The organism is Streptosporangium sp. NPDC002607 (genome assembly GCF_053592655.1).
This window is the reverse complement of record NZ_JBSFWD010000008.1, coordinates 1-21066: the sequence shown is the minus strand read 5'-3', so window position 1 is coordinate 21066 and position 21066 is coordinate 1. Positions and strand designations below refer to the sequence as shown.

At 70.1% G+C, this 21066-nt stretch carries 20 protein-coding genes; 11 read left to right on the top strand and 9 right to left on the bottom strand.

What is annotated here, in order from left to right; all coding sequences use genetic code 11:
* Positions 1 to 28: 28 nt before the first annotated feature.
* Positions 29 to 4618, top strand: coding sequence for a CHAT domain-containing protein (locus ACWD3H_RS11590; RefSeq protein WP_451954878.1), 4590 nt, complete (start codon positions 29 to 31; stop codon positions 4616 to 4618).
* A gap of 98 nt (positions 4619 to 4716) precedes the next feature.
* Here the strand turns inward: ACWD3H_RS11590 and ACWD3H_RS11585 are convergent, their stop codons facing one another.
* A complete protein-coding gene (locus ACWD3H_RS11585) occupies positions 4717 to 5007 on the bottom strand; it encodes a hypothetical protein (protein ID WP_350965467.1) in 291 nt (96 codons plus the stop codon).
* An 85-nt stretch (positions 5008 to 5092) separates the two neighbouring features.
* On the opposite strand from ACWD3H_RS11585, the gene ACWD3H_RS11580 reads away from it, so the two are divergent.
* Positions 5093 to 5536 (top strand): hypothetical protein, encoded by a 444-nt coding sequence (locus ACWD3H_RS11580; RefSeq protein ID WP_451954877.1) that lies wholly within the window; start codon positions 5093 to 5095, stop codon positions 5534 to 5536.
* 1 nt (position 5537) lies between these two features.
* Here ACWD3H_RS11580 and ACWD3H_RS11575 read toward each other — a convergent pair whose 3' ends face one another.
* Positions 5538 to 7580, bottom strand: coding sequence for a hypothetical protein (locus ACWD3H_RS11575; RefSeq protein WP_451954876.1), 2043 nt, complete (start codon positions 7578 to 7580; stop codon positions 5538 to 5540).
* A 413-nt stretch (positions 7581 to 7993) separates the two neighbouring features.
* Positions 7994 to 8332, bottom strand: a complete 339-nt coding sequence (locus tag ACWD3H_RS11570) for a YciI family protein (RefSeq protein WP_451954875.1) — start codon at positions 8330 to 8332, stop codon at positions 7994 to 7996.
* A gap of 286 nt (positions 8333 to 8618) precedes the next feature.
* Here ACWD3H_RS11570 and ACWD3H_RS11565 point away from each other — a divergent pair, with 286 nt between their 5' ends.
* The gene (locus ACWD3H_RS11565; RefSeq protein ID WP_451954874.1) at positions 8619 to 9272 is read left to right on the top strand and encodes a DUF998 domain-containing protein; all 654 of its coding nucleotides are present in this window, start codon (positions 8619 to 8621) and stop codon (positions 9270 to 9272) included.
* A gap of 189 nt (positions 9273 to 9461) precedes the next feature.
* Here the strand turns inward: ACWD3H_RS11565 and ACWD3H_RS11560 are convergent, their stop codons facing one another.
* The 4 genes from ACWD3H_RS11560 to ACWD3H_RS11545 form a co-directional block, all read right to left on the bottom strand.
* Complete coding sequence (locus ACWD3H_RS11560; protein ID WP_350912527.1) at positions 9462 to 10223, bottom strand: IclR family transcriptional regulator; 762 nt, start codon at positions 10221 to 10223, stop codon at positions 9462 to 9464.
* Complete coding sequence (locus ACWD3H_RS11555; protein ID WP_451954873.1) at positions 10207 to 10764, bottom strand: DJ-1/PfpI family protein; 558 nt, start codon at positions 10762 to 10764, stop codon at positions 10207 to 10209. The genes ACWD3H_RS11560 and ACWD3H_RS11555 overlap by 17 nt, the downstream gene beginning before the upstream one ends.
* A 136-nt stretch (positions 10765 to 10900) precedes the next feature.
* On the bottom strand, positions 10901 to 11173 hold the full coding sequence (locus ACWD3H_RS11550) for a DUF7737 domain-containing protein (protein WP_451954872.1): 273 nt from the start codon (positions 11171 to 11173) through the stop codon (positions 10901 to 10903).
* Between the two features lie 63 nt (positions 11174 to 11236).
* Positions 11237 to 11911, bottom strand: a complete 675-nt coding sequence (locus ACWD3H_RS11545) for a TetR/AcrR family transcriptional regulator C-terminal domain-containing protein (RefSeq protein WP_451954871.1) — start codon at positions 11909 to 11911, stop codon at positions 11237 to 11239.
* 131 nt (positions 11912 to 12042) lie between these two features.
* On the opposite strand from ACWD3H_RS11545, the gene ACWD3H_RS11540 reads away from it, so the two are divergent.
* On the top strand, positions 12043 to 12747 hold the full coding sequence (locus ACWD3H_RS11540) for a DUF998 domain-containing protein (protein WP_451954870.1): 705 nt from the start codon (positions 12043 to 12045) through the stop codon (positions 12745 to 12747).
* A gap of 16 nt (positions 12748 to 12763) precedes the next feature.
* Here ACWD3H_RS11540 and ACWD3H_RS11535 read toward each other — a convergent pair whose 3' ends face one another.
* On the bottom strand, positions 12764 to 13411 hold the full coding sequence (locus ACWD3H_RS11535; RefSeq protein WP_451954869.1) for a TetR/AcrR family transcriptional regulator: 648 nt from the start codon (positions 13409 to 13411) through the stop codon (positions 12764 to 12766).
* A gap of 109 nt (positions 13412 to 13520) precedes the next feature.
* Between ACWD3H_RS11535 and ACWD3H_RS11530 the strand changes: the two genes are divergently transcribed.
* From ACWD3H_RS11530 to ACWD3H_RS11505, 6 genes are all read left to right on the top strand, one after another.
* Entirely contained in the window at positions 13521 to 14666 is a 1146-nt protein-coding gene (locus ACWD3H_RS11530) for an acyl-CoA dehydrogenase family protein (protein WP_451954868.1), read from the top strand.
* A 52-nt stretch (positions 14667 to 14718) separates the two neighbouring features.
* Positions 14719 to 15474, top strand: a complete 756-nt coding sequence (locus tag ACWD3H_RS11525) for an SDR family oxidoreductase (protein WP_451954867.1) — start codon at positions 14719 to 14721, stop codon at positions 15472 to 15474.
* 209 nt (positions 15475 to 15683) lie between these two features.
* Positions 15684 to 16418 carry a 3-oxoacyl-ACP reductase FabG gene (gene fabG / locus ACWD3H_RS11520; RefSeq protein ID WP_355626209.1) on the top strand — a complete coding sequence of 245 codons (735 nt, stop codon included), beginning with the start codon at positions 15684 to 15686 and terminating at the stop codon, positions 16416 to 16418.
* 25 nt (positions 16419 to 16443) lie between these two features.
* Positions 16444 to 16593, top strand: coding sequence for a hypothetical protein (locus ACWD3H_RS11515; RefSeq protein ID WP_451954866.1), 150 nt, complete (start codon positions 16444 to 16446; stop codon positions 16591 to 16593).
* Between the two features lies 1 nt (position 16594).
* Complete coding sequence (locus tag ACWD3H_RS11510; protein WP_451954865.1) at positions 16595 to 17653, top strand: phosphotransferase family protein; 1059 nt, start codon at positions 16595 to 16597, stop codon at positions 17651 to 17653.
* Positions 17653 to 18876 carry an acyl-CoA dehydrogenase family protein gene (locus tag ACWD3H_RS11505; protein WP_451954864.1) on the top strand — a complete coding sequence of 408 codons (1224 nt, stop codon included), beginning with the start codon at positions 17653 to 17655 and terminating at the stop codon, positions 18874 to 18876. Before ACWD3H_RS11510 ends, ACWD3H_RS11505 begins: the two co-directional genes overlap by 1 nt.
* Positions 18877 to 19011: 135 nt before the next feature.
* Here ACWD3H_RS11505 and ACWD3H_RS11500 read toward each other — a convergent pair whose 3' ends face one another.
* Positions 19012 to 20175, bottom strand: a complete 1164-nt coding sequence (locus ACWD3H_RS11500) for an ADP-ribosylglycohydrolase family protein (RefSeq protein ID WP_451954863.1) — start codon at positions 20173 to 20175, stop codon at positions 19012 to 19014.
* 298 nt (positions 20176 to 20473) lie between these two features.
* On the opposite strand from ACWD3H_RS11500, the gene ACWD3H_RS11495 reads away from it, so the two are divergent.
* A partial coding sequence (locus ACWD3H_RS11495) for a LacI family DNA-binding transcriptional regulator (RefSeq protein ID WP_451954862.1) occupies positions 20474 to 21066 on the top strand: 593 nt, incomplete at its 3' end.

The window sequence follows — 21066 nt, the reverse complement described above, 5'->3', positions numbered from 1 at the left end:
ATCGTGACAACGACGGCAGGAGGTCGCGATGCGATTACGGTGGGGCGGCGGCCCGGAGGAGCGAATCGAGCGCGGCGTCCGGGAATACCTGAGCACGGGCCGGACCGCCGAGGTCTCCCGGCCCGAACTGACCGCCGACGCCGAACAGCTGCTGCGGGAGGTGAGCGCCGAGCCGCCGCGCTCCGCCACCAGGCAACGGGCGTTACAGCTGATCGGCTGGCTGTACCTGTGCCGCGAGGAACGCCTGGTTCGGCACCTCGATCCGCCCGGCCTCGACGAGACGGTCATGCTCGTGGGCCTGCTCCACGACGTTCTCCCCAGCACGATCCCCGAGCGACTGTGGGAACTGGCGGTCGAGTTCGGCGCCGATCCGGACAGCAGGGTGCAGGCCGCCCGTACGGTGTTGGACGCCGCGAGGAGCGGCGGCGCCGATCCCCTCGTCGGACTCGTCGCGCTCGAGCGTGCCCTGTCCGACCTGCCGGCGGACCACGCGTACCTCGCCGGGTACCACCTGCTGGGCGCCACCGCGTGGTTGGAACGCCACGAACACTTCGGGCACCCCGTGGACCTCGACAACGCCCTGGCCCGGGGCCGGGCCGCACTGACACTGTCCACGGCCGTGGGCTCCGGGCGTGCCCCTTTCCTGTACGTACTGTGCGCGATCCTGGAGCGCCGGCTCGCCCGGGAGGACACGGCCGAGAACGCCAGGGCCACCGTCGAGATGTGCAGGAAGCTCCTGGCGGTCGCGCCGGCCGGGAGTAAGGAGCACATCGGCGCCCAACTGTCGCTGGGTGAGGCCCTGTCCGCCCGGTTCGGCCACACGCGGGCGACGGCGGACCTCGACGAAGCCGTCCACGCCCTGCGTCAGGGCGTGGAGGCCGCCCTGCGAGCCGGTGCCGTGAGCGCCGACCAGTCGAAGAGCCTGTCCCGCGTCCTCTACCGGCGCTACGAGCAGACCCATGTCCGCGAGGACCTCGACGAGGCGATCCGCGTCCTGGAAGCGGCGGTGGGACAGGCCGCGTGGAGCGACCCGACGCGGGCGTCGTCGATGCTCACGGAGCTGCGAGCGCTGGAGCGGGAGCGCGCCGCGGGCCACGGGATGCCCGCGCCCGCGTGCCCCGCTCCGCGTACGCCGCACAGTCGTGCCGAAGAGGCATGCCTGTTGATCGCTCGGTCCGAAGCGGACGCCGACCCGCTCGCCCGCGATCGGGGGATCGAGCTGCTGGGCTTCGCCTTGCCGGAACTGCCCGAGGATTTTCCCGACAGGGGGGCCTACTTCGCTTACCTGGGCTCCGCATTGCTGAACCGCCACCGGTTCGGAGGCCAGGATCCGGCAGACCTCGACGTCGCCGAGGGCATGATCCGCCAAGCGGTGCGGTTGTGCCCCGAGGGAAACTCGAACCGGGTGCCCTTCCTCACCCTGCTGGCCATGACCGCGGACGCCCGGTACCGGCGCACGGGAACGCGGGAGGACCTCGACGCCGCCGTCGACACATGGTCGAGGCTGCTGGCACTGCCCCTGCCCGTCCCACGGCAGCGCCGGCAGACACTGCACAGTCTCGGCGCGCACCTGGTTGAACGGTTCGAGCACACCGGTTCACTGTCCGACCTGGACGAGGCGGTCGACGCGATGCGGCAGTCCCTGGACGTCGTCGGGCCGCCCGAGGAGGAATACGGCCGCACGGCGCTGGACCTCGCCGCCACTCTCATCCTGCGAGAGGAGCACACCGGCGCACCGCACGAACTTGACGAGGCCCGCGACCGCCTGCTGGCGGCCCTGCCGTACCTTCCGCCGGGAGACACACAGCGCGAGCGGGCGAACGCCCTGCTGGACACCGTGACCCGACGGCAGGAGGCACACCGCACCCGGCATGAGGAGATCGTCACCCCCGCCCTGCGCCGCGCGCAGTTCGTCTCGGGCCCCGGCGACCGGCCCGCGGTCTCCCCCGAGGAGGTGGGCGAGGACTCCGACGTCGTCACCGCGTTCCAGTACGGCAACGTCCTCGCCGAGCGGATCCAGCGGTTCAACCGGACCGGCGACGCCTCCGAGCTCGAAGCGGGTCTCGACATCGGCCGTCGCGTGCTCGCCGGAATGCCCGCGAACCACCCGGCACGCACGATGATCTCCAGTCACGTCGGTGTGCTCCTCCTGCGGCGCTTCGAGCAGTACGGCGATCACCAGGACCTCGACACCGCCGTCGAACACCTCCGGTACGGCGCGTACGGCCCGGACCACGTCGTCCAGCAGTTACGGAACCTGCTGAACCGGCCGGACGCCGACATCGAGGAACTGCGGCAGGCCACCGGGGGACAGGTGGACGCACTGATGTACCGGAACGATCGCAGCAGCGAGCTGTCGGCCCTGGCCGGTGCCTACGTGCGCCGATTCGAGCGCGACGGCGGCAGCGGCGATCTGGACGAGGCGGTCGACGCCGCGCGCCGCGCGGCCGACACGGTACCCGCCGACGACCTCGTCGGACGGATATCCCTCCTCCAGACGCTGGGCACGACTCTGGTCCTGCGCTACCGGCACACCCGCAACCGGGCAGACCTCGACCAGGCGATCGATCTCGGTCGCCAGGTCCTGAACACATCCCGCACGATGGGGAACGCGAGGCAGACGGCGCTGAGCAACCTCTGCAACCGGCTGCGTACCCGGTACCTGCTCACCGGCGACCTCTCCGACCTCGAAGAGGCCGTCGGCTTCGGCCGGGAGGCGGTCGAGCCGACCTCCAACGGTCATCCGGACCCCGCCGACCGGATCAACCTTGCCCTGGCCCTGTGGGACCGAGCGCTCCTCCGGGCCGACCTCGCGGACCCCACGGATCTCGACGCGGCGATCGGCCAGGCCGAGGCCGCGGCCGACGCTCTGCACGCCTCCTCACCTCAGCGCACCCACGCGTTGTTCACGCTGGCAAGCATGCTGCGCGACCGGAGCGAGACCGGCGGTACGGCGTCCCGTGCGGGCGATGCCGACCGCAGCCTGGCCTTGTTCCAGGAGGCCGCGCGAACGTTCACCTCGCCCCCGCGCGAACGACTGGACGCGGCGGTCGCCTGGGGTGGCTTCGCCGCCGACCGCGCCGCCGCAGGACACCTTGACTGGGAGGCGGCGGCGGAAGGCTTCGCCACGGCCGTCGGCCTGCTCCCACTGGCGGCATGGCGAGGGCTGGAACGGGCCGACAGGGAGCGCCTGCTGGCCCCGCGCTCGAACGTGGCCACCGAGGCCGCCGCCTGCGCGATCTCATGCGGCCGGCTGGAGCAGGCGGTCGAACTGCTCGACCAGGGGCGTTCCGTGCTGTGGGGCCAGGCCCTGGACACCCGCACCGACCTGACCGCGTTGCGGGAGGCACACCCGGAGTCGGCGGAGCGGCTCGAACACCTCCGGGCCGGACTGGACGGGGCCATCGGGGACCCCACGGGACAGCAGGATGCCGCCGAACGGCGGCGCCGGCTGGCACGGGAGTGGGAGGCCCTGCTCGACGAGATCCGCCGCCGCCCCGGCTTCGAGCACTTCCTGCTGCCCCTGCCCTTCTCCGCCCTGTCCGAGGCGACCACCGCCGGTCCGATGATCATCGTCAACGTCAGCCGGTACCGGTGCGACGCGCTGGTGGTGACGCCCGGGAGGATACGGCTGATCCCGCTGCCCGACCTCACCGCGGACGAGGCGCAGCACCGCACCGAGCGCTATCTGGCCGCCCTGGATCGGCTGAACCAGCCTGAAGCACTTACGGGGCCCAGCCAGCAGACCGTCCTGGCCACGCTGGAGTGGCTGTGGGACACGGTCGCCGGCCCGGTCCTCGACTCCCACGACGCGGGCGCCTGGCAGGGGCAGCGCGTGTGGTGGTGCCCTACCGGGCCGTTGACCCTGCTCCCGCTGCACGCCGCCGGCTACCACGATCCCGATGACGGCCGGGAGCGCGACGCCGTCATGGAACGCGTGGTGTCCTCCTACATGCCCACCCTGCGCGGTCTGATCCGAGCCGGCCGTCCGGTGGCGCCTCCGGATCAGATGCGGCGGCTGCTGATCCTGGCCCTGAGCGACCGGCCGCGATACGCGCCGACCCTGGACCCGCTGCCCGGAGCCCAACGGGAGGCGGAGTCACTGCGGCGCCGGTTCCCGGACCGGCACACCGCACGGCTCAACGCCGACGCCACCTGTGAGCGGGCACTTGACCTGCTGGCCTCGCACACCTGCGTCCACTTCGCCTGCCACGCCGGACAGAACCTCGCCGACCCCAGCCAGGGCGCGCTCTACCTGTACGACAAGCCTCTGAAGGTCACCGATCTCGCCCGCCTCGATCTGGAAACGGCGGAACTCGCCGTGCTGTCCGCCTGCCAGACGGCCGTCGGCGGTACGGAGCTGCCGAACGAGGCGATCCATCTCTCGGCGGCGCTGCTCCTCGGCAACTTCCGGCATGTCGTCTCGACCCTGTGGACCGTGGGGGACGACAGCGCCCGAAGCATCATCGATGAGGTCTATCAGGAACTCGGCGACCGGCAGGGCCGCATCCACACGTCCCGGACGGCACGCGCCCTGCACGACGCGGTCAACCGCGCCCGCAGGCGAGAGCCCTACCGCCCCATCGTCTGGGTGTCGCATGTCCACTTCGGACTCTAGTCCGGGTCGCGACCGGCGGTTCTGCGTGGGAACCGCATGACAGACCTCGTCGAGGATCCGGCGTTCAGCGGTCGTCCGTGTGTCAAGGGCGGCGCAGGTCAGTACCGCGCGGTGGAGGGCGGAACCTTGGCCGGGGCGGAGCGGAGTTCCTCTTCGAGGGCGTCGACGAGCGCCCTGGCCGCCTGGCGTAGTCGTACGCGGCGGGCGGTGAGGTCTTCGGTGAACGTCCGGGCCTTCGGCCCCACCCAGGTCGGCTGGCCGGTGAGCCGGCCGTGGGCCGGGTCGAGGGCGGCCTCCAGGATGGCGACCCGCGCCCTGACCTCCGTCAACGTCTGTTCCAGCAGTTGGCGCCGCGGATTGGGCACCAGGTCCTCCGGGCGAGAATTCATTTATTCCCCTTCGGATGCGGATACATCGGACGGACTATTGGACATTATTGGAGCTGTGGCACCTCGGCCAGTGCTGGAGGAATGCATGACACGTTTTGTGCGGTGTGGCGTTCTGGTGTGTGCGGTGGGGTTGCTGGCGGTGTCCGGATGTGGGGATAGCGGGCCTACGGCGGCGGAAGCGGGGGAGACCCTCAAATCGCATATCACCGAGTTGATGAAGGGGCGCCATGCCTTGGACGTCCGAATTACCGATTCCGGCGGGCGTGATATCTCATGTGGTGAGGGCAAAGCCAAGCGGACCTTCGCCGCCGTCGGCAGGGATCCGGCAACGGAACGTGAGGCGGACAGCCTCAATACCCTCTTGCTGGGCTCGCTTTCCGGGGTGGCCCCCTATCGCATCGTTGAAGACCATGGCGATGCTCCTATCAAGCTCGCCAACGACGAGTACAAGACAAAGATGACTTTGGAGTCGCCTGGCAATGGGCAGTACGCGGTTAGAGGCGAGACTGAGTGTCTCCCAACCTCGTGAGTTAACTATCGAAGGCCAGGCCACGCTCTCGGCCTCGCTTGTTGCCGCCTTCGAACCAACTCGCTGTGTCGTTGGACAGCCTTCCAAGTGAAACCTTGGCCTCGCTACCCATCCCATTGACCGCCGCCCACCGCTCGAAGGACTCCAACCCCTTGTTGCCCTGTTTGATCAGTTCGGCGAACGGTCTGAGGTTGCCCTTGGCGTCGATGATGGATACGCCGGGTGGGCAGCTGGCCTGGAACTCGGCGGCCGTCACCTTCGGGGTGAAGCCGTTGGCCATCAGCAGCTGCGCGTAGGTGTGCTGGCGGCTGAGGGTCGCGGCCCTGTCGTCCTTGTCGGCCTTGTCCATCCGGGTCTCGTCCTCCTTGCCGAAGGCGCCGTCGGCGGCGAGGGTGGTGCTCAACGCGAACCAGGCGAAGTCGTACGCCAGGGTCGGCGCGGCGAAGATACTGGTCAGCGCGATGGCGGTGTCGCGGGTGAAGTTCACCAGCTTCTTCCGCTGTTCGTCTACCATGTCCAGGTCGCCCTGGACCTTCTCGATCGCGGCCAGCTCGAAGCCGCGTACGTTGCCCAGAGCGGTGAACGCCTTGTCCAGGTGTTCGACGTCCCCGGTGCGCCGGGCCGTCGCCGAGGCGTCGGCGATGAGCTGCTGGGAGAAGCGGCCCATGCCCTGGTCGAACGGGGCGAGGTTCTTGGCGGAGTCGGCGAAGGTCTTCAGGAAGTTGTAGGTGTCCTTCGGGCTCAGGGTGAACGCCGCCGTCGTGCCGAAGGCCGAGGTGAAGGGCTTGAGCGTGCTCGCCTCGGTCATGTTGGCGTCGCCGATGTTCGCACCCTCGGTGATCTCGGCGGCGTAGGCGCCGGCCAGCGTCGACATGAAGATCTTGACTCCCGGCGCGACCTCCATCGGGGTGGCCGGGGTGTCCTCGGTGCCGTCGGTGTCCTTGAGGTCGCCCATGATGGTCATGACGTTGAAGGCGAACTTCGCGGCCTCGGGGCTGTGCGGGCCCTTCTCGTAGGCGCCGCCTCCGGCGGCGAGCATCCGGCCGAACTCCACGCTGATGTCGAAGTCCATGCCCGCAGGCCGCTGAAAGGCGTGTTCGGGGCTTTCCATCCGGTTGAGCTCGGTGAACAGATCTCTGAGATCCTCGCGCGACATGGCGTTGAACAGGCCCCTGGCCACGTCGGGGTTGTTCGCCAGGGCGGGCAGCAGTGGGGCGAGGTCGGTCTTCCACCGCCGGGGGCGGGTGCCGTCGCCGTCGCCGACCGGCTTTCCCACCCTGCCCCGCGCTATCTCGGTGAGCCACGCGGCGGGGAACATGCCGTACCGGAGCAGGGATGCCAGCTCGCCGTCCGGCGCCTTCTTGAGGTTGCCCGCCTCCCACTCCGAGCCGAGCAGGGCCGGCTGCGCGCCGACCGCGGTGGCCAGGGCGTCGCCGATGACCTTCCGGTGCCCGTCGGCTGCCTTCTTGTCGTACCTGTCCAGACGTTGGAGCATGCCGAGCATGCCCTGTGGGCCGATGACCCGGAAGAACCCGGCGGTCAGATAGGCGTCCTGCTGCCCGTCGGCGAGTTTGTCGAGGATCCGGTCGTAGGCGGCATCGGGCAGGCCGAGGGCGGACGGGGGAAGTTGCGAGAGCTGAAAGGCGAGTTCGGTGCCTTTCTTGGCACTGCCCGCCGGGGACTTTCCGGTCTTCTCGTCGTAGGGCAGCAGCCCCCACTGGAACGGGTTCTGGAACAGGCCACCGGTCCAGGCCGAGGACTGCTTCGGCAGGCCGACCTCCACTCCCAGCATGGGCAGGTCCTGGTTGATCGTCTGCAGGCGTTTGCGCAGCCCCAGAAGCTCGTCGCTGACCCAGCCGTCGATCTCCCTGATCGGCAGCAGGCCCACCGCCGGCACCTCGGCCGTCGCGAGGAGTTGCCGGATCCGCTCGGTCTGCTCGCCGATCACGTCGCGACCGCGTTCCAGCGCGGCGATGAAGCCCTGCATCAGCTCGGGGTCGATTCCGGCGAAGTCCGGCGACAAAGGCCCCGTTCCCGGTGACATCGCCTCCACCATTCCCTTCGCCCTGTTTTCAGTTATTTCACTCTAACTCAATAAGAAGCATATTAAAGGATGGATAATACGATTCCATCAAGCATTATGGGGCGATTCTCTGCCTTACGCGAGACGCCACCCTTGGTTGCCGCTCTCGGGGCCGGGGTGAACCTGATCCGCTGAAGAGCACTCCTCACCTGGTCGGCTCGGAGTCACATCACGCGTCGGGGAGCGACGACGGCCCTCGGAGGATCTCCGAGGGGGGTGCAGGGCGGGTCGCCGGGGAAGTCGCGAGCAGGGGAGAGGCGTCCGCCGGTCAAGGAGGGCTCGCTTCGCCGGAAGTGGACGGCGCCGCGGTGCCGGTCCGCGTCGCGCGGTGCGGTGGCGCCGCACCGCGCGATGGTGAAGACCTCGGGACCCGATCAGTCCTGCGGGCCGAAGACCTGCTGGATGGTGCCCGCGCCGTCGCCGATGATCTTCCAGAAGCGCCGGGAGAGCTCGACGGCCTCCTCCTTCGAGCCCACCTCGATGAGCGCGAAGCTGACGATGGCCTCCTTGGCCTCGGTGAACGGCCCGTCGGTGACGGTCATCTCGCCGCCGGAGGCCGAGACGCGGATGCCGGCCGGGTCCAGGCCACCGGTCGCCAGCAGCACCCCCGCCCGGGTCATCTCCTCGACGAACGCGGCCATCTCCGCGTGGACCGCCTCGCTCGGGGGTGCCGCGTCGCCGCCCTTGGTGGTCATCAGGAACTGCATCGTCATATCTCCTTCGGGTGGTCAGAGAACCGATCCTCGCCGGTCTCCGGCTACGCGTCGATCCGGACCGGCGGAAATCGACATGCCTCGCCTGACCTGGGCCGCGGCCTGATGTGACAGGGAATGCGATGTGACAGGGAATGCGGATGGGGTGACGTATCCGCAGTTCAGGAGTGTGACGGTGGGACGGCGTCGATTCCCGCCCTCCTCGTTCGACGCGTCAGCGAGGCCGGGTGAGACCGGCGGACCGAGTACGGCGACGGAGCCCCGTCGCACCAGAGAGGAAGCAATCATGACCGCCGTCCAGTCCGGCACCGTCACCCCCGCGACGCGCACCCTGCTCGCCTGCTCCGTCGCCGCCGCGGCCCTCTTCACGGTCGTGTCGCTGGCCCAGGCCTTCACCCGCGAGGGCTTCGACCTGATGCGTCACCCCCTGAGCATGCTGAGCACCGGCGACCTGGGCTGGCTGCAGATCGCCAACTTCCTGGTCAGCGGCGCTCTGACGATCGCCGGCGCGATCGGCCTGCGCCGCGTGCTGCACGGCACGCCCGGCGGCACCTGGACGCCCAGGCTGATCCTGGTCAACGGCGTCGCGACGGCCGCCGCCGGGGTGTTCGTCATGGACCCGGGCGACGGCTTCCCGGCCGGCACCCCGCTGGGCCAGACGGGTACGTTGAGCGGGAGCGCCCTCATGCACATGGTCGCCGGATCCATCGCGTTCACCGCGCTCATCGCCGCCTGCTTCGTGCTGGGCCGCCACTTCTCCCGCGCCGGCCGCCCCGGCTTCGCCGCCGCCTCGCGGCTCAGCGGTCTGGTCTTCGCCCTCGGCGACATCTGGGCGATGTCGGGCGGGCAGGCAGGATCGCTGACCCTGGCCATCGGCGCGATCACCGCGATGGTGTGGGTCGCCGTGGTGGCGGCGGACCAGCGGGCCGCGCTCCGGTAGGGACGCTCCACGGGCCGTGTCCCCTCGCATCGCGAGGGGACACGGCCCGTTCTGTTCCGTGGGACCTGCCGGCCGGGCCTCGGCGATCGCGGGGCGGCCGTGTGAAATGCCCGGCTTGTCGCGCGAAAGGACGCGGAGGCTGACCGTCACTTCACGGCGGACCGGTCCCGGGGCCGACGCCGGCCGCCGTCAGCCGTACGGGCCGAGCAGCCGGGCGCTCTCGCGTACTCCCTCGATCATCAGGTCGCGGTGCGCGCGGAAGTAGTCGAGCGGGGCCGAGGCGGCGACGGCGCCGACCACGCTCGCCGAGGCGTCGAGGACGGGAACGGCGACGCAGGCGAGGTCGGGACGGAACTCCTCGACCTCCTGGGCCACGCCCGTCGCCCTGACCCGGTCCAGCTCCTCCTCGAAGTCCTCCAGCCGGGTGATCGTGCTGTCGGTGAGGCGGCGCAGCCCGAACTCGGCGAGGTAGGTCCGGCGGGCGGGCAGGTGCGCGAGCAGCACCTTCCCGAACGCCGTCGCGTGCGCCGCCTCGTGAAAGCCCACATCCAGCGGCTGCACGCGCGGCGTCTCGGGCGAGTCGACCACCTCCGCGACCACGAGGTGGGCGTCCCGCAGCACGCTGTAGTAGACGGCGGTGCCGCTGATCCGGTGGGCGTGCTGGAGCGCCTCCGACACCAGCGGCGTGCTGCCGAGCTGGTCACGGAGGCGCTGGTTCAGCGACGTGAGCTTGTAGCCCAGGCCGTAGCCCCGGGAGTTGGGCAGCCGGACCAGGTAGCCCTCGTGGATGAGCGTGTTCAGCAGGTGGTACGTCGTGGACAGCTTGAAACCGCAGCGTCGCGCCACGGCCTTGGCGGTGACGCCGTCACCGGCCGACGCCACCACCTCCAGCACGTGCAGCGCACGCTGGACGGACGAGAGAAGTCCCTGGCTCTCAGCCGGTTGCGACACGGAGGACCTTCATGAACTCGCGCATCCACGCCGGGTGGTCGGGCCAGGCCCGCCCGGTCACCAGGTTTCCGTCCACATGGGCCTCGCTGTCGACCCAGGTCGCGCCCGCCACCTCGACGTCCGGGGCGCAGGCCGGGTAGGCGCTGCTCTCCCGGCCCTTCAGCACGCCCGCCGCCGCCAGCAGGATCGGCCCGTGGCACAGCGCCGCGATCGGCTTGCCGGCCCCGGCGAAGTGCCTGACGATCTCCAGGCAGTCGCGGTCGCTGCGGATGTACTCCGGCGCCCGGCCGCCGGGAATGACCAGCGCCGCGTACCGCTCCGGGGCGACGTCGGCGAACGCGAGGTCGGAGGGCCAGGTGTGCCCGGGCTTCTCGGTGTAGGTGTCGAAGCCGTCGACGAAGTCGTGCACCACGAACTGGAGCTTCTTGGCGCTCGGCGCGGCGATGTCCACCTCGTACCCCTCCTCGAGCAGCCGCTGGTAGGGATACATCACCTCCAGGTCCTCCGCCGCGTCACCTGTGACGATCAGCACCTTGGCCATCGCGTAACACCTCCGTAATCAGTCTCCCCCGATCCTCACCATGCGCGGGGGCAGGGTCAACGGCGGAGATTCCACGGGTCGGAAAAACGGACATTACCTGGTCCACTCACCCCGCGAGGGCGGCGCGGACATCGGGTCAGCCCTTGATCTGGCGGGTGATGGACGGGTCGGTGATGGCGGTGTCGTCGGCCAGCAGGAACGCCTTGGAGATGATGACCGAGAGCATGCCGCCCTCCTCCTCGAACGGCAGGAAGACCTGGTCGGACCCGACGCGGGGGACGATGCAGAGATAGGCGTCGTTGGGCTCCATCAGGATGTTGCCCGATCCCAGGTGGATCCGGTAGGTGCGCAGGTCACCGCGGACCCGCAGGAAGCGGTCGGTGAGTTCGGCCCGGCCGGCGACTGACAAATCCCGGTCACGGAACAGCCGCGTCAGGGCCGCGCGTGGCCTGGATCCCGTCGGGTGAGTGGCTCAGGTCGGGTGGGGCGGGGGCCGGCGGGCCAGGGCGGCGGTCGTGCCGTCGATCAGGGCCCGGAGGCCGTGTTCGAAGGCGTCCTCGCCGGGCGAACCACCGCTCTCGCGGAGCGCCACGAGCAGGGTGGCCCCCGTACCCCCGTCGAGCAGTCCGGCCAGCGCCGCGAGCCGGTCCGCGGGTGTGCCCGCGTGCTCCTGGCGTTCGGTCTGCTCCTGGAGGACGCATCCGTTGACGTAACGGGTGAGGGCCGTGATCGTGCGCAGTGCCAGGACCGGGGTGAAGCCGCGGCCGACCATGGCGGTCATCTCCTCGTCGAACATCCTGATCGTCGCCGGGCTCAGGGCGGCGGCGCCGGAGACGATGCGGGCGCCGTCGCGGTGGGCGAGCAGGGAGCCGCGGTACGCGCGGGCACGGCGGGTGAGCCAGTCCTGCCAGGACTCGCCGTCGCGAGGCGGGCCCATCCCGGCGGCCAGGACGATCGCGTCGGCCATCCCGTCGAGCAACTCCTGCTTGTTGCGCAGGTGCCAGTAGAGCGCGGGCGACTGGACGCCCAGCTCCGAGGCGAGCCGGCGCACCGTCAGCCCGTCCAGGCCGACCTCGTCGAGCAGTCGTAGTGCTGTATCGATCATCGTCTGCCGGGTCAGGCCGGCTCCTCGCCTGTTCTCGCCCATCGGTTGACACCTTAGCAGCGCTAAGGGAGCATGGCGGCGACGCGCCTTAGCACTGCTAAGGAACGCTCGCGCGCCGGACACCGCGCGGAGTCAGGGCCGGACCGCGAAGGCCGGTCACAGAGGGGAGAACCATGTCCAACGTGCGAAAACAGCGGCTGACCAGGGCGCTGCTGACCTGTGGTGCCGTAGCCGGACCGCTGTTCATCCTCGCGGTCGTGATCCAGGACTACACGCGCGTGGGTTTCGACCCCAGGCGGCAGCCGCTCAGCATGCTGAGCCTGGGCGACCTGGGATGGATCCAGATCGCCAACTTCGTCGTCACCGGGCTGCTGAACATCGCGTTCGCGGTCGGGCTGTGGCGGGCGTTGCGTCCAGGCCATGGCGGGACCTGGGGGCCGCTACTGATCGGCGCGTACGGGACCGGCCTGGTCGGCGCCGGTGTCTTCCGCTTCGAACCGGCGTGGGGCTACCCGCCCGGTGCGCCGCAGGGTCCTCCCGATGCCCCCGGCTTGAGCTACATCCTGCACGGTGCCGCCTTCGGCGTGGGGTTCGTCTCGCTGGTCGCGGCATGCTTCGTCTTCACCCGTCATTTCGCCGTACGGGGAGAGCGCGGCTGGGCGCTCTACTGCGCGGCCACGGGCGTGGCGCTTCCCGCCCTCTACCTGCTGGCGGGGCTGCTGTCGGAGGACGGCGAGAACTCCCAGCCCCTGAGCCTGCTCCTCCGCGCCATCGCGCTCCTGGGCTGGGGATGGGCCGCGGTGCTCGCGGTGCGGGTACGCGGATCCCACACGCCGGCCGGGCCCGGCATCGGGTCTGGAGCCGTACTCACCGACTAGGGACGCAGGGGTGACCTCATGACGTCGCCTGCCCGTGTGCCCCGACGATGCGCAGGGCGAGCTCGCAGTAGTGGTCGGCGATGTCCTTGTCACTCCACTCGCCCTCCTCGCGGTACCACCGGGCGACGTCGACGCCGAGCGACAGCAGTGCGAGCGCGCTCATCCGCGGGTTGGAGGTGTGAAACACGCCGCCGGCGACGCCGGCCTCCACGATCTGACGTATCTCCTGCCCGATGGCGCGCCGGACGGCGCTGATCTCCCTGTAGTGCTCCGGGTTGAGCGCGGCGAGCTCGTAGTTGACGACGCGTGCGCTCGTGTGGCTGCGGGCGTGGTGCATGGTGAACTCGCGGACGACCGCCAGGAGTTGCTCCACCGGGTCGTCCGAGCTCGCCGCGCCCTCTCGCACGAGCCGCAGCGTGACGTCGTGTCCCGACCGTGAGATCAGGTAGAGCAGCTCCTCCTTGGACTTGTAGTGCACGTAGAGAGCCGCGGGGCTCATCCCGGCCGCCGACGCGATGTCGCGGGTGGTCGTGCCGTGGAATCCCTTGGCGGCGAAGGACTCCACAGCGGCGGCGATCAGCCGGTCGCGGGCGATCGTAGGGCGGGTTTCCCCCGTCGTCAGGTGGTCGTCCGGCACGTCACCACTTTCTGTGATCTGGCTCACCAGCTCCCCTTGCGGTTGGGGCGTTGACAAGGATGTCGCAATTGAGGAAGGCTAAGCAAGCGCTTAGCGATAAGCAAGCGCTTAGTCAGCCTGCTCGTGCGAGGTTCTCTTGAGGCGCAGTATCTACAGCTCCGACCACGAGGCGTTCCGCGACTCGGTCCGGGCGTTCCTGGACCGGCACGTGTGGCCGCGCACGGAGCAGTTCATCGAGGCTCGGGCGTTCCCCCGGGATCTCTGGATCGAGGCGGGCAGGCAGGGGTTCCTGGGACTGGGGATTCCGGAGCGGTACGACGGTTCCGCCGCGGAGGACTACCGCTACAACGCCGTTCTCGGGGAGGAGCTCGCCGGCGTGTCCGCGGCACTGAGCTCCTCCTTCGGCATCCACTACGACGTGGTGGCCCCGTACCTGGTGGAGCTCGCCGGCGAGGAGCAGCGGAAACGGTGGCTGCCCGGGTTCTGCTCCGGAGAGCTGGTCACCGCGATCGGCATGACGGAGCCGAGCGCCGGCTCGGATCTCGCCGCGCTGCGCACCACCGCGGTGCGCGACGGGGACGGCTGGGTGCTCAACGGCTCGAAGACCTTCATCACCAACGGCTACTCGGCGGATCTGGTGGTGGTGGCCGCCAGCACCAGCCCGGAGAGGCGGGCCAAGGGGATCACGCTGTTCGGTGTCGAGACAGGGATGGACGGCTTCAGCCGCGGCCGGAAGCTCGACAAGGTCGGGCAGCCCGAGTCCGACACCGCCGAGCTGTTCTTCGACAACGTCCGGGTGCCGCATGCGAACATCATCGGTGAGATCGACCGCGGCTTCGTTCACATGATGGAGCGCCTGCCGCAGGAGCGGATCGGCGCGGCCGTCTCCAACGTCGCGCACGCCGCGCGGATCCTGCGGGAGACCATCGAGTACGTCAAGGAACGCAAGGCCTTCGGTCAGCCGGTGGGCTCCTTCCAGCACAACAAGTTCCTGCTCGCCGAGCTCGTCACCCAGATCGAGGTGTCCCAGGCCTACGTCGACCAGGTGGTCATGGCGCACGTCGCCGGAGAGCTGAGCGCGGTGGACGCGGCCAAGGCCAAGTGGTGGTCGGCGCAGGTGCAGAACGACGTGCTCGACGCCTGTGTCCAGTTGCACGGCGGCTACGGCTACATGAACGAGTACCGCGTGGCCCGTGCCTGGCGCGATGCCCGCGTGACCAGGATCTGGGCCGGCTCCAACGAGATCATGAAGGAGCTCATCGGCCGGGACCTCGGTCTCTGACCGGCGACAGAACGTGGAAAGCATCGGAGTGAGCGGTCGGGGAAGCGCGGAGATGACGAAGAGGTTCGAGGGAAAGACGGCGATCGTGACCGGTGCCAGCCGCGGCATCGGTTTCGCCATCGCGGAACGGCTGGTGGCCGAGGGCGCGCGGGTCTGCGTCACCGCCCGCAAGCGGGAGGCGCTCGAGGAGGCGGTGCGGGCTCTCGGCGGCCCCGGCCACGCGATCGCGTCCGCCGGCGGGAGCGGCGACGTCGAGCACCAGTCGGACACGGTCCGGCGCACCCTGGAGACGTTCGGCAGCGTCGACATGCTGGTGAACAACACCGGCATCAACCCGGTCTACGGGCCCATGCTCGACCTCGACGTCGAGGTGGCACGCAAGATCTTCGAGGTCAACTGCCTCGCCGCGCTGTCCTGGGTTCAGCAGGCGCACCGCGCCTGGATGGGCGAGCACGGCGGCTCGGTGGTCAACGTGTCCTCGGTGGCCGGTGTCAGGCCGGCGCCGGGCATCGGCTTCTACGGCGCGAGCAAGGCGATGCTGACCTACATCACCCAGGAGCTCGCGGTCGAGCTCGGTCCGGGCGTCCGCGTCAACGCGGTCGCCCCGGCGGTGGTGAAGACGAGGTTCGCGACCGCGCTGTACGAGGGCAGGGAGGAGCAGGTCGCGTCGGCCTACCCGCTCAAGCGGCTCGGCGTGCCGGAGGACATCGGCGGCGTGGTGGCCTTCCTGCTCTCGGAGGACGCGGGATGGCTCACCGGTCAGCTCATCGTGGTCGACGGAGGGGTGACCCTCACCGGAGGCGTGTGACCCGGCCTCCGGCGCCGCGGTCGCCGGAGGCCGGAGGGCGGTCCGTGGTCACCGCGTCGGTGACCGGCCGGCCAGGCAGGCAGCCGCCGGCCCCCACGGCCGTCGCGGGATCACCGGGCGATCCATTCTCAGTACGTCAAGACTCGGACATACCAATCAGAGGAGATCAAGTGAACGAGCAGCAGAACCGGCGGCCGGGCCGCGTCGCGATGGTCACCGGGGCCGCACGTGGCATCGGCGCCGCGGTCGCGAAACGGCTCGGCGAGGACGGATTCGCCGTGGCGGTCCTGGACCTGGACGAGGCGGCGTGCAAGCCGGTGGTGGACGAGATCGTGGCCGCCGGTGGCCGGGCGCTGGCGGTCGGTGTGGACGTGGCCGACGAGCAGGCGGTGGAGGCCGCGGTGGCCAGGGTCGCCGGGGAGCTCGGCGCTCCGACGGTGCTGGTGAACAACGCCGGCATCATCCGCGACAACCTGCTGTTCAAGATGACCGCGACCGACTGGGACGCGGTGATGGGCGTGCACCTGCGCGGGGCTTTCCTGATGAGCAGGGCCGCGCAGAAGCACATGACCGAGGCGGGATGGGGGCGCGTCGTGAACCTGTCCAGCACCTCCGCGCTCGGCAACCGGGGGCAGGCCAACTACGCCGCGGCCAAGGCCGGTCTGCAGGGTTTCACCAAGACGCTGGCGATCGAGCTGGGCAGGTTCGGGGTCACCGTGAACGCGATCGCGCCGGGGTTCATCGAGACCGAGATGACCGCCGCCACCGCCGAGCGGGTCGGGGTGCCGTTCGAGCACTTCAAGGCGGCGGCGGCCAAGGAGATCCCGGTCGGCCGGGTCGGCCGGCCCGAGGACATCGCCGCGACCGTGTCGTTCTTCGTACGGGAGGAGGCCTCGTTCGTGTCCGGTCAGGTGATCTATGTCGCCGGCGGGCCCCGCGCCTGACGGCGGAGACGACGAGGAGACGCGAATGAGGACGTTCAACGGTGTCGGCACCCACCTGGGCCACCGCGACCGGCACACGATCACCGGCGTCACCCGAGGCCGGGCGACCGTCGAGCGGGAGGACGGTGACAGGCCCGCCCGCGTCGCCGGCACCGTCCCGACGGTGGTGGCCTGACATGTCCGACCAGGAGGTGCGCGACGTCGCCCCGGGCCATGACGACCCTCCCGGGGTGGATCCGGCCCGGGTCTCGGCCTACCTTGCCGATGCCGCGCCCGGGCTGGTCGGCGGTCCGCTCCGAGCGGAGGTGATCGCCGGCGGCAAGTCGAATCTCACCTACCTGGTGAGTGACGGCACCGGTGAGTGGGTCCTGCGCCGGCCCCCGCTGGGGCACGTGCTCGCCACGGCGCACGACATGGCCCGGGAGCATCGCGTGATCACCGCGCTCGGCCCCACCGACGTCCCGGTTCCCCGGACGTACGCGCTCTGCGAGGACCCCGGCGTGATCGGTGCGCCGTTCTACCTGATGGAGAAGGTCGAGGGGACGCCGTACCGGACGGCCTCCCAGGTCGAGCCGCTGGGCCGGGACCGGACCCGGGCGATCTGTGAGCGGATGGTCGACACCCTCGCCGTTCTGCACGCCGTGGATCCGGCGGACGTCGCGCTGTCCGACTTCGGGCGGCCGGACGGGTTTCTGCAACGGCAGGTACGGCGCTGGAAGAGGCAGCTCGACGCGTCGTACAGCCGGGACCTCACCGGTGCGGAGGAGCTGCACCGCAGGCTCCGGCTGAGCGTGCCCGAATCGCCGGCCCCCGCGATCGTGCACGGGGACTTCCGGCTCGACAACCTGCTCGTCGACGGCTCGGGCGACGTCGTCGCGGTGCTGGACTGGGAGATGGCGACACTCGGGGACCCGTTGACCGACCTCGCCCTGCTGCTGGTCTACCAGCGTCTGGCGACGTTCGGGATCGATCACCCCCTGCCCGACGTCTCGACCGCACCCGGCTACCTCGCCGACGGCGAGATCCTGGACCGCTACTCCGTCGCGAGTGGCCGGAACCTGTCGGATATGGGCTTCTACCTCGGGCTGGCCTACTTCAAGCTGGCCGTGATCCTCGAAGGCATCCACTGCCGCCACACCCGGGGGCAGACCGTCGGAGCCGGATTCGACACGGTCGGCGCCGCCGTGGAGCCCCTGATCAAGGCAGGACTCGACGCACTGAAGGAGCACCGCTGATGGATTTCACCTTCGACGCCAGGACCGAGGAACTGCGCGAACGGCTGCTCGCCTTCATGGACGAGAGCGTCCACCCCGCCGAGGCGGTGTTCGACGAGCAGCTCGCCGCGCTTGAGAACCCCTGGGCCTGGTCCACCGTCCCGGTGCTGCGGGAGCTGCGCGCCGAGGCACGGCAACGCGGACTGTGGAACCTCTTCCTCCCGGGAGAGTTCGGTGCCGGACTGACGAACCTGCAGTACGCGCCGCTGGCCGAGATCACCGGACGTAGCCTCCGGATCGCTCCCGCGGCACTCAACTGCGCCGCGCCGGACACCGGCAACATGGAGGTGCTGGCCATGTTCGGCACCGAGGAGCAGCAGAGGCGGTGGCTGCACCCGCTGCTGGCCGGTGAGATCCGGTCCTCCTTCGCGATGACCGAGCCCGACGTCGCCTCCTCCGACGCGACCAACATCAGCACCCGCATCGAGCGGGACGGCGATTCCTACGTCGTCAACGGACACAAGTGGTGGATCACCGGCGCCATGAACCCCAATGCCGAGATCTTCATCGTGATGGGGAAAACGGACCCGGCGGCGGACCGGCACAGACAGCAGTCGATGATCCTGGTCCCGCGCGACACCCCCGGAGTGACGGTCAGGCGCGGTATGCACGTACTGGGGTACGACGACCACGACCACGGCGGGCATGCGGAGATCACGTTCGACGACGTCCGCGTACCCGCCGAGAACCTGATCGGCGGAGAGGGCGACGGGTTCGCGATCGCGCAGGCGCGCCTCGGGGGCGGCCGGATCCATCACTGCATGCGGTCGATCGGTGTCGCGGAGCGGGCGATCGAGCTGATGTGCCGGCGCGCCTCCGAGCGGGTCGCCTTCGGCAAGCCGCTCTCCGAGCAGGGAGTCGTCCGCGACTGGATCGCCGAGTCCCGGGTCCGGGTCGAGCAGCTGCGGCTGCTGGTGCTCAAGACCGCCTGGTTGATGGACGGCGTCGGCGCCAAGGGCGCCCACACCGAGATCCAGGCCATCAAGATCGCCACACCCAAGACCGTGGAATGGATCCTGGACAAGGCGATCCAGGTGCACGGGGCCGGCGGCCTCAGCCAGGACTTCCCCCTCGCCGCCGCGTTCGCCATGATCCGCACGCTCCGCTTCGCCGACGGCCCGGACGAGGTGCACAAGAACTCCCTGGCCCGCCACGAACTCAGGCGGCAGGCGGGAACCGCGTGACGAGCCGCCCGGTTCGGCGTTCAGCCCGACCGGGCGGGTTCGCGGGCGGATGGCGACATGCTCCGGATGGTGATGGTCGCTCCGACAGGTCGCCAGGAGGTGGGTGAGCGACCGGAGTCCCGGCCGGCATCGGCGTCAGGCGCCGGGATACTTCCTGAGCCAGGCGCCGGTGATCTCGTGATCTCCGGCGGACCAGGCCGCGAAGTCGTCCGCCAGCTCGGTGACGGCGTCGCGGCCCTCCAGGTGGGCGAGCCAGCCGGCGGGAAGCGCGGCCTCGCCGTGCCGGGCTCCCAGCAGGTTGCCGCAGACGGCCCCGGTGGAGTCGCTGTCGCCGGAGTGGTTGACCGCGAGCAGCAGTGCCCGCCCGACGTCGCCGGGCGCGGGATAGGTCAGCGCGCAGTAGACCGCGATGGCCAGCGCCTCCTCGGCGACCCATGCCCCGCCGAGTGACTCGACCCGCTCCGGGCTCGGATCCCCCTTCGCCGCCAGGGACACGGCGGTGTGCAGCGCCCGGCTGGTCTCCTCGTGCGAGGGGTACGTCTCCAGCAGGGCCGTCGCCTGCCGTACGGCCCGCGCGAGCGGCTCGTCCTCCGCCATGTCCGGCGAGGTCTGCTCGGCGGGAGTGACCAGGAAGTGCACGATGGCCGCGAAGGCGCCGGCGGCGAGGTAGCCGGTGGGGTGGCCATGGGTGAGCTGGGCGCACTCGGCGGCCAGCTCGAAGGCGTGCCGGGGACTCCGGGGGCTCCGTGCGCGCAGGCCGAACGGGGCCGAGCGCATCACCGTTCCGCAGCCCTTGGAATCGGGGTTGACCGGCCCCGGCTCGCCGAACGGCGCGGGGGCGACCACGCCCCGGTGTCGCAGGCCCGACAGGCAGGCGTTCCCGGGGGCCCGCCGGGAGTAGAGCCACCTCTGCTCGCGGAGCAGGCCGGTGCGGATCGGGTCGTTCCCAGGAGAGCCGGGCGGTGGGGAGGGATACCGCTGGGTGTCCAGCCAGCGCAGGTAGGCGTGGTGGACCGCGCCGACGTCGCCGCCGCGGATCAACCCCTCCACGGTGAACAGCGTCATCTGCGTGTCATCGGTGATCAGGCCCACCGTGCCGCGCCAGTCGGGGACCAGCCCGGTCACTCCCGCGGGCCCGTGCTGCCTGCGGATCCTCCCGATCGACTCGAACTCGATGGGCGCCCCCAGCGCGTCGCCGAGCGCGCCGCCCAGCAGGCAACCTCTCACACGGTCGCGGTAGCCCTGCGGGTCATGGGCGGGAGGGTGCACGGGCATGATCCTTTCGTTGTCGGTTGACATCAACAAAACTTGAGGTTTGAGAGTGTGCGCGAAGGTATCGACGGAGAGTGATCGATATGCGCATTGTCCAGGTAACCGGGGCCGGGGGACCAGGGGTGCCGGTGGTGGACCGGGCGCCGGAGCCGGGGGAGTATCACGGAGCCCGGGGTGGCGCCGTGCTCGTTTGGTAACGGTGACGTAACAGGTCTTTACTGATGATTCCGCCCGGTGGTTGACTCCGATCATTCACTGTAAGCGCTTCCACCTTCTGCCGCCGTCGAGTGTAAGCGCTTCCACTCGCTGGGAGATCGGACGATAGGTGTCAAACAGTTACGAAGGTCAGGGGGCGACCATCTACGAGGTCGCGCAGCGGGCGGGCGTCTCCATCGCCACCGTCTCCCGGGCTCTGCGCAACACCGGCCCCGTCGCGGCCGGAACGCGCGAGAAGGTGCTGAGGGCGGTCGAGGAGCTCGGCTTCACCCCGAGTCGCCTCGGCGTCTCTCTCGCCCAGGGCCGCCACGCGGCCAACGGGATCGTCTTCCCCGACCTGTCGGGCCCCTATTTCGCCGAGGTCCTCCTCGGGTACGAGGAGGTGGCCTCCGAGCTCGGCCGCTCCGTGCTCATCCTGTCCACGCGCGGGCGGGCCGCCGTGCAGGACCTGGTCAGGGACCTTGTCGGCCGGGTGGACGGCATGGTGATCTTCGGCAGGACCGTCGAGGACGCCGTGGTGGACGAGATCATCAGGAGCAGGACGCCGCTGGTCCTGCTCGCGCGTGATCCCGTCGAGCGGGCGGACGCGGTCTGCAGCGAGAACACCGCGTCGGCCGAGGCGCTCACCACCCACCTGCTCGGCCACGGTTACTCCACCTTCGCCCTGGCCGGGGACGACGACCGGGGCGACGTCACCCAGCG

Bases quoted from the DNA above. Each gene is read 5' to 3' on its own strand.
- ACWD3H_RS11580 (WP_451954877.1), top strand. From the start codon at position 5,093: ATGACACGTTTTGTGCGGTGTGGCGTTCTGGTGTGTGCGGTGGGGTTG.
- ACWD3H_RS11570 (WP_451954875.1), bottom strand. From the start codon at position 8,332: ATGACGATGCAGTTCCTGATGACCACCAAGGGCGGCGACGCGGCACCC.
- ACWD3H_RS11525 (WP_451954867.1), top strand. From the start codon at position 14,719: ATGACGAAGAGGTTCGAGGGAAAGACGGCGATCGTGACCGGTGCCAGC.
- ACWD3H_RS11515 (WP_451954866.1), top strand. From the start codon at position 16,444: ATGAGGACGTTCAACGGTGTCGGCACCCACCTGGGCCACCGCGACCGG.
- ACWD3H_RS11575 (WP_451954876.1), bottom strand. From the start codon at position 7,580: ATGTCACCGGGAACGGGGCCTTTGTCGCCGGACTTCGCCGGAATCGAC.
- ACWD3H_RS11510 (WP_451954865.1), top strand. From the start codon at position 16,595: ATGTCCGACCAGGAGGTGCGCGACGTCGCCCCGGGCCATGACGACCCT.
- ACWD3H_RS11590 (WP_451954878.1), top strand. From the start codon at position 29: ATGCGATTACGGTGGGGCGGCGGCCCGGAGGAGCGAATCGAGCGCGGC.
- ACWD3H_RS11500 (WP_451954863.1), bottom strand. From the start codon at position 20,175: ATGTCAACCGACAACGAAAGGATCATGCCCGTGCACCCTCCCGCCCAT.
- fabG (WP_355626209.1), top strand. From the start codon at position 15,684: ATGGTCACCGGGGCCGCACGTGGCATCGGCGCCGCGGTCGCGAAACGG.
- ACWD3H_RS11555 (WP_451954873.1), bottom strand. From the start codon at position 10,764: ATGGCCAAGGTGCTGATCGTCACAGGTGACGCGGCGGAGGACCTGGAG.
- ACWD3H_RS11505 (WP_451954864.1), top strand. From the start codon at position 17,653: ATGGATTTCACCTTCGACGCCAGGACCGAGGAACTGCGCGAACGGCTG.
- ACWD3H_RS11540 (WP_451954870.1), top strand. From the start codon at position 12,043: ATGTCCAACGTGCGAAAACAGCGGCTGACCAGGGCGCTGCTGACCTGT.
- ACWD3H_RS11545 (WP_451954871.1), bottom strand. From the start codon at position 11,911: ATGGGCGAGAACAGGCGAGGAGCCGGCCTGACCCGGCAGACGATGATC.
- ACWD3H_RS11565 (WP_451954874.1), top strand. From the start codon at position 8,619: ATGACCGCCGTCCAGTCCGGCACCGTCACCCCCGCGACGCGCACCCTG.
- ACWD3H_RS11585 (WP_350965467.1), bottom strand. From the start codon at position 5,007: ATGAATTCTCGCCCGGAGGACCTGGTGCCCAATCCGCGGCGCCAACTG.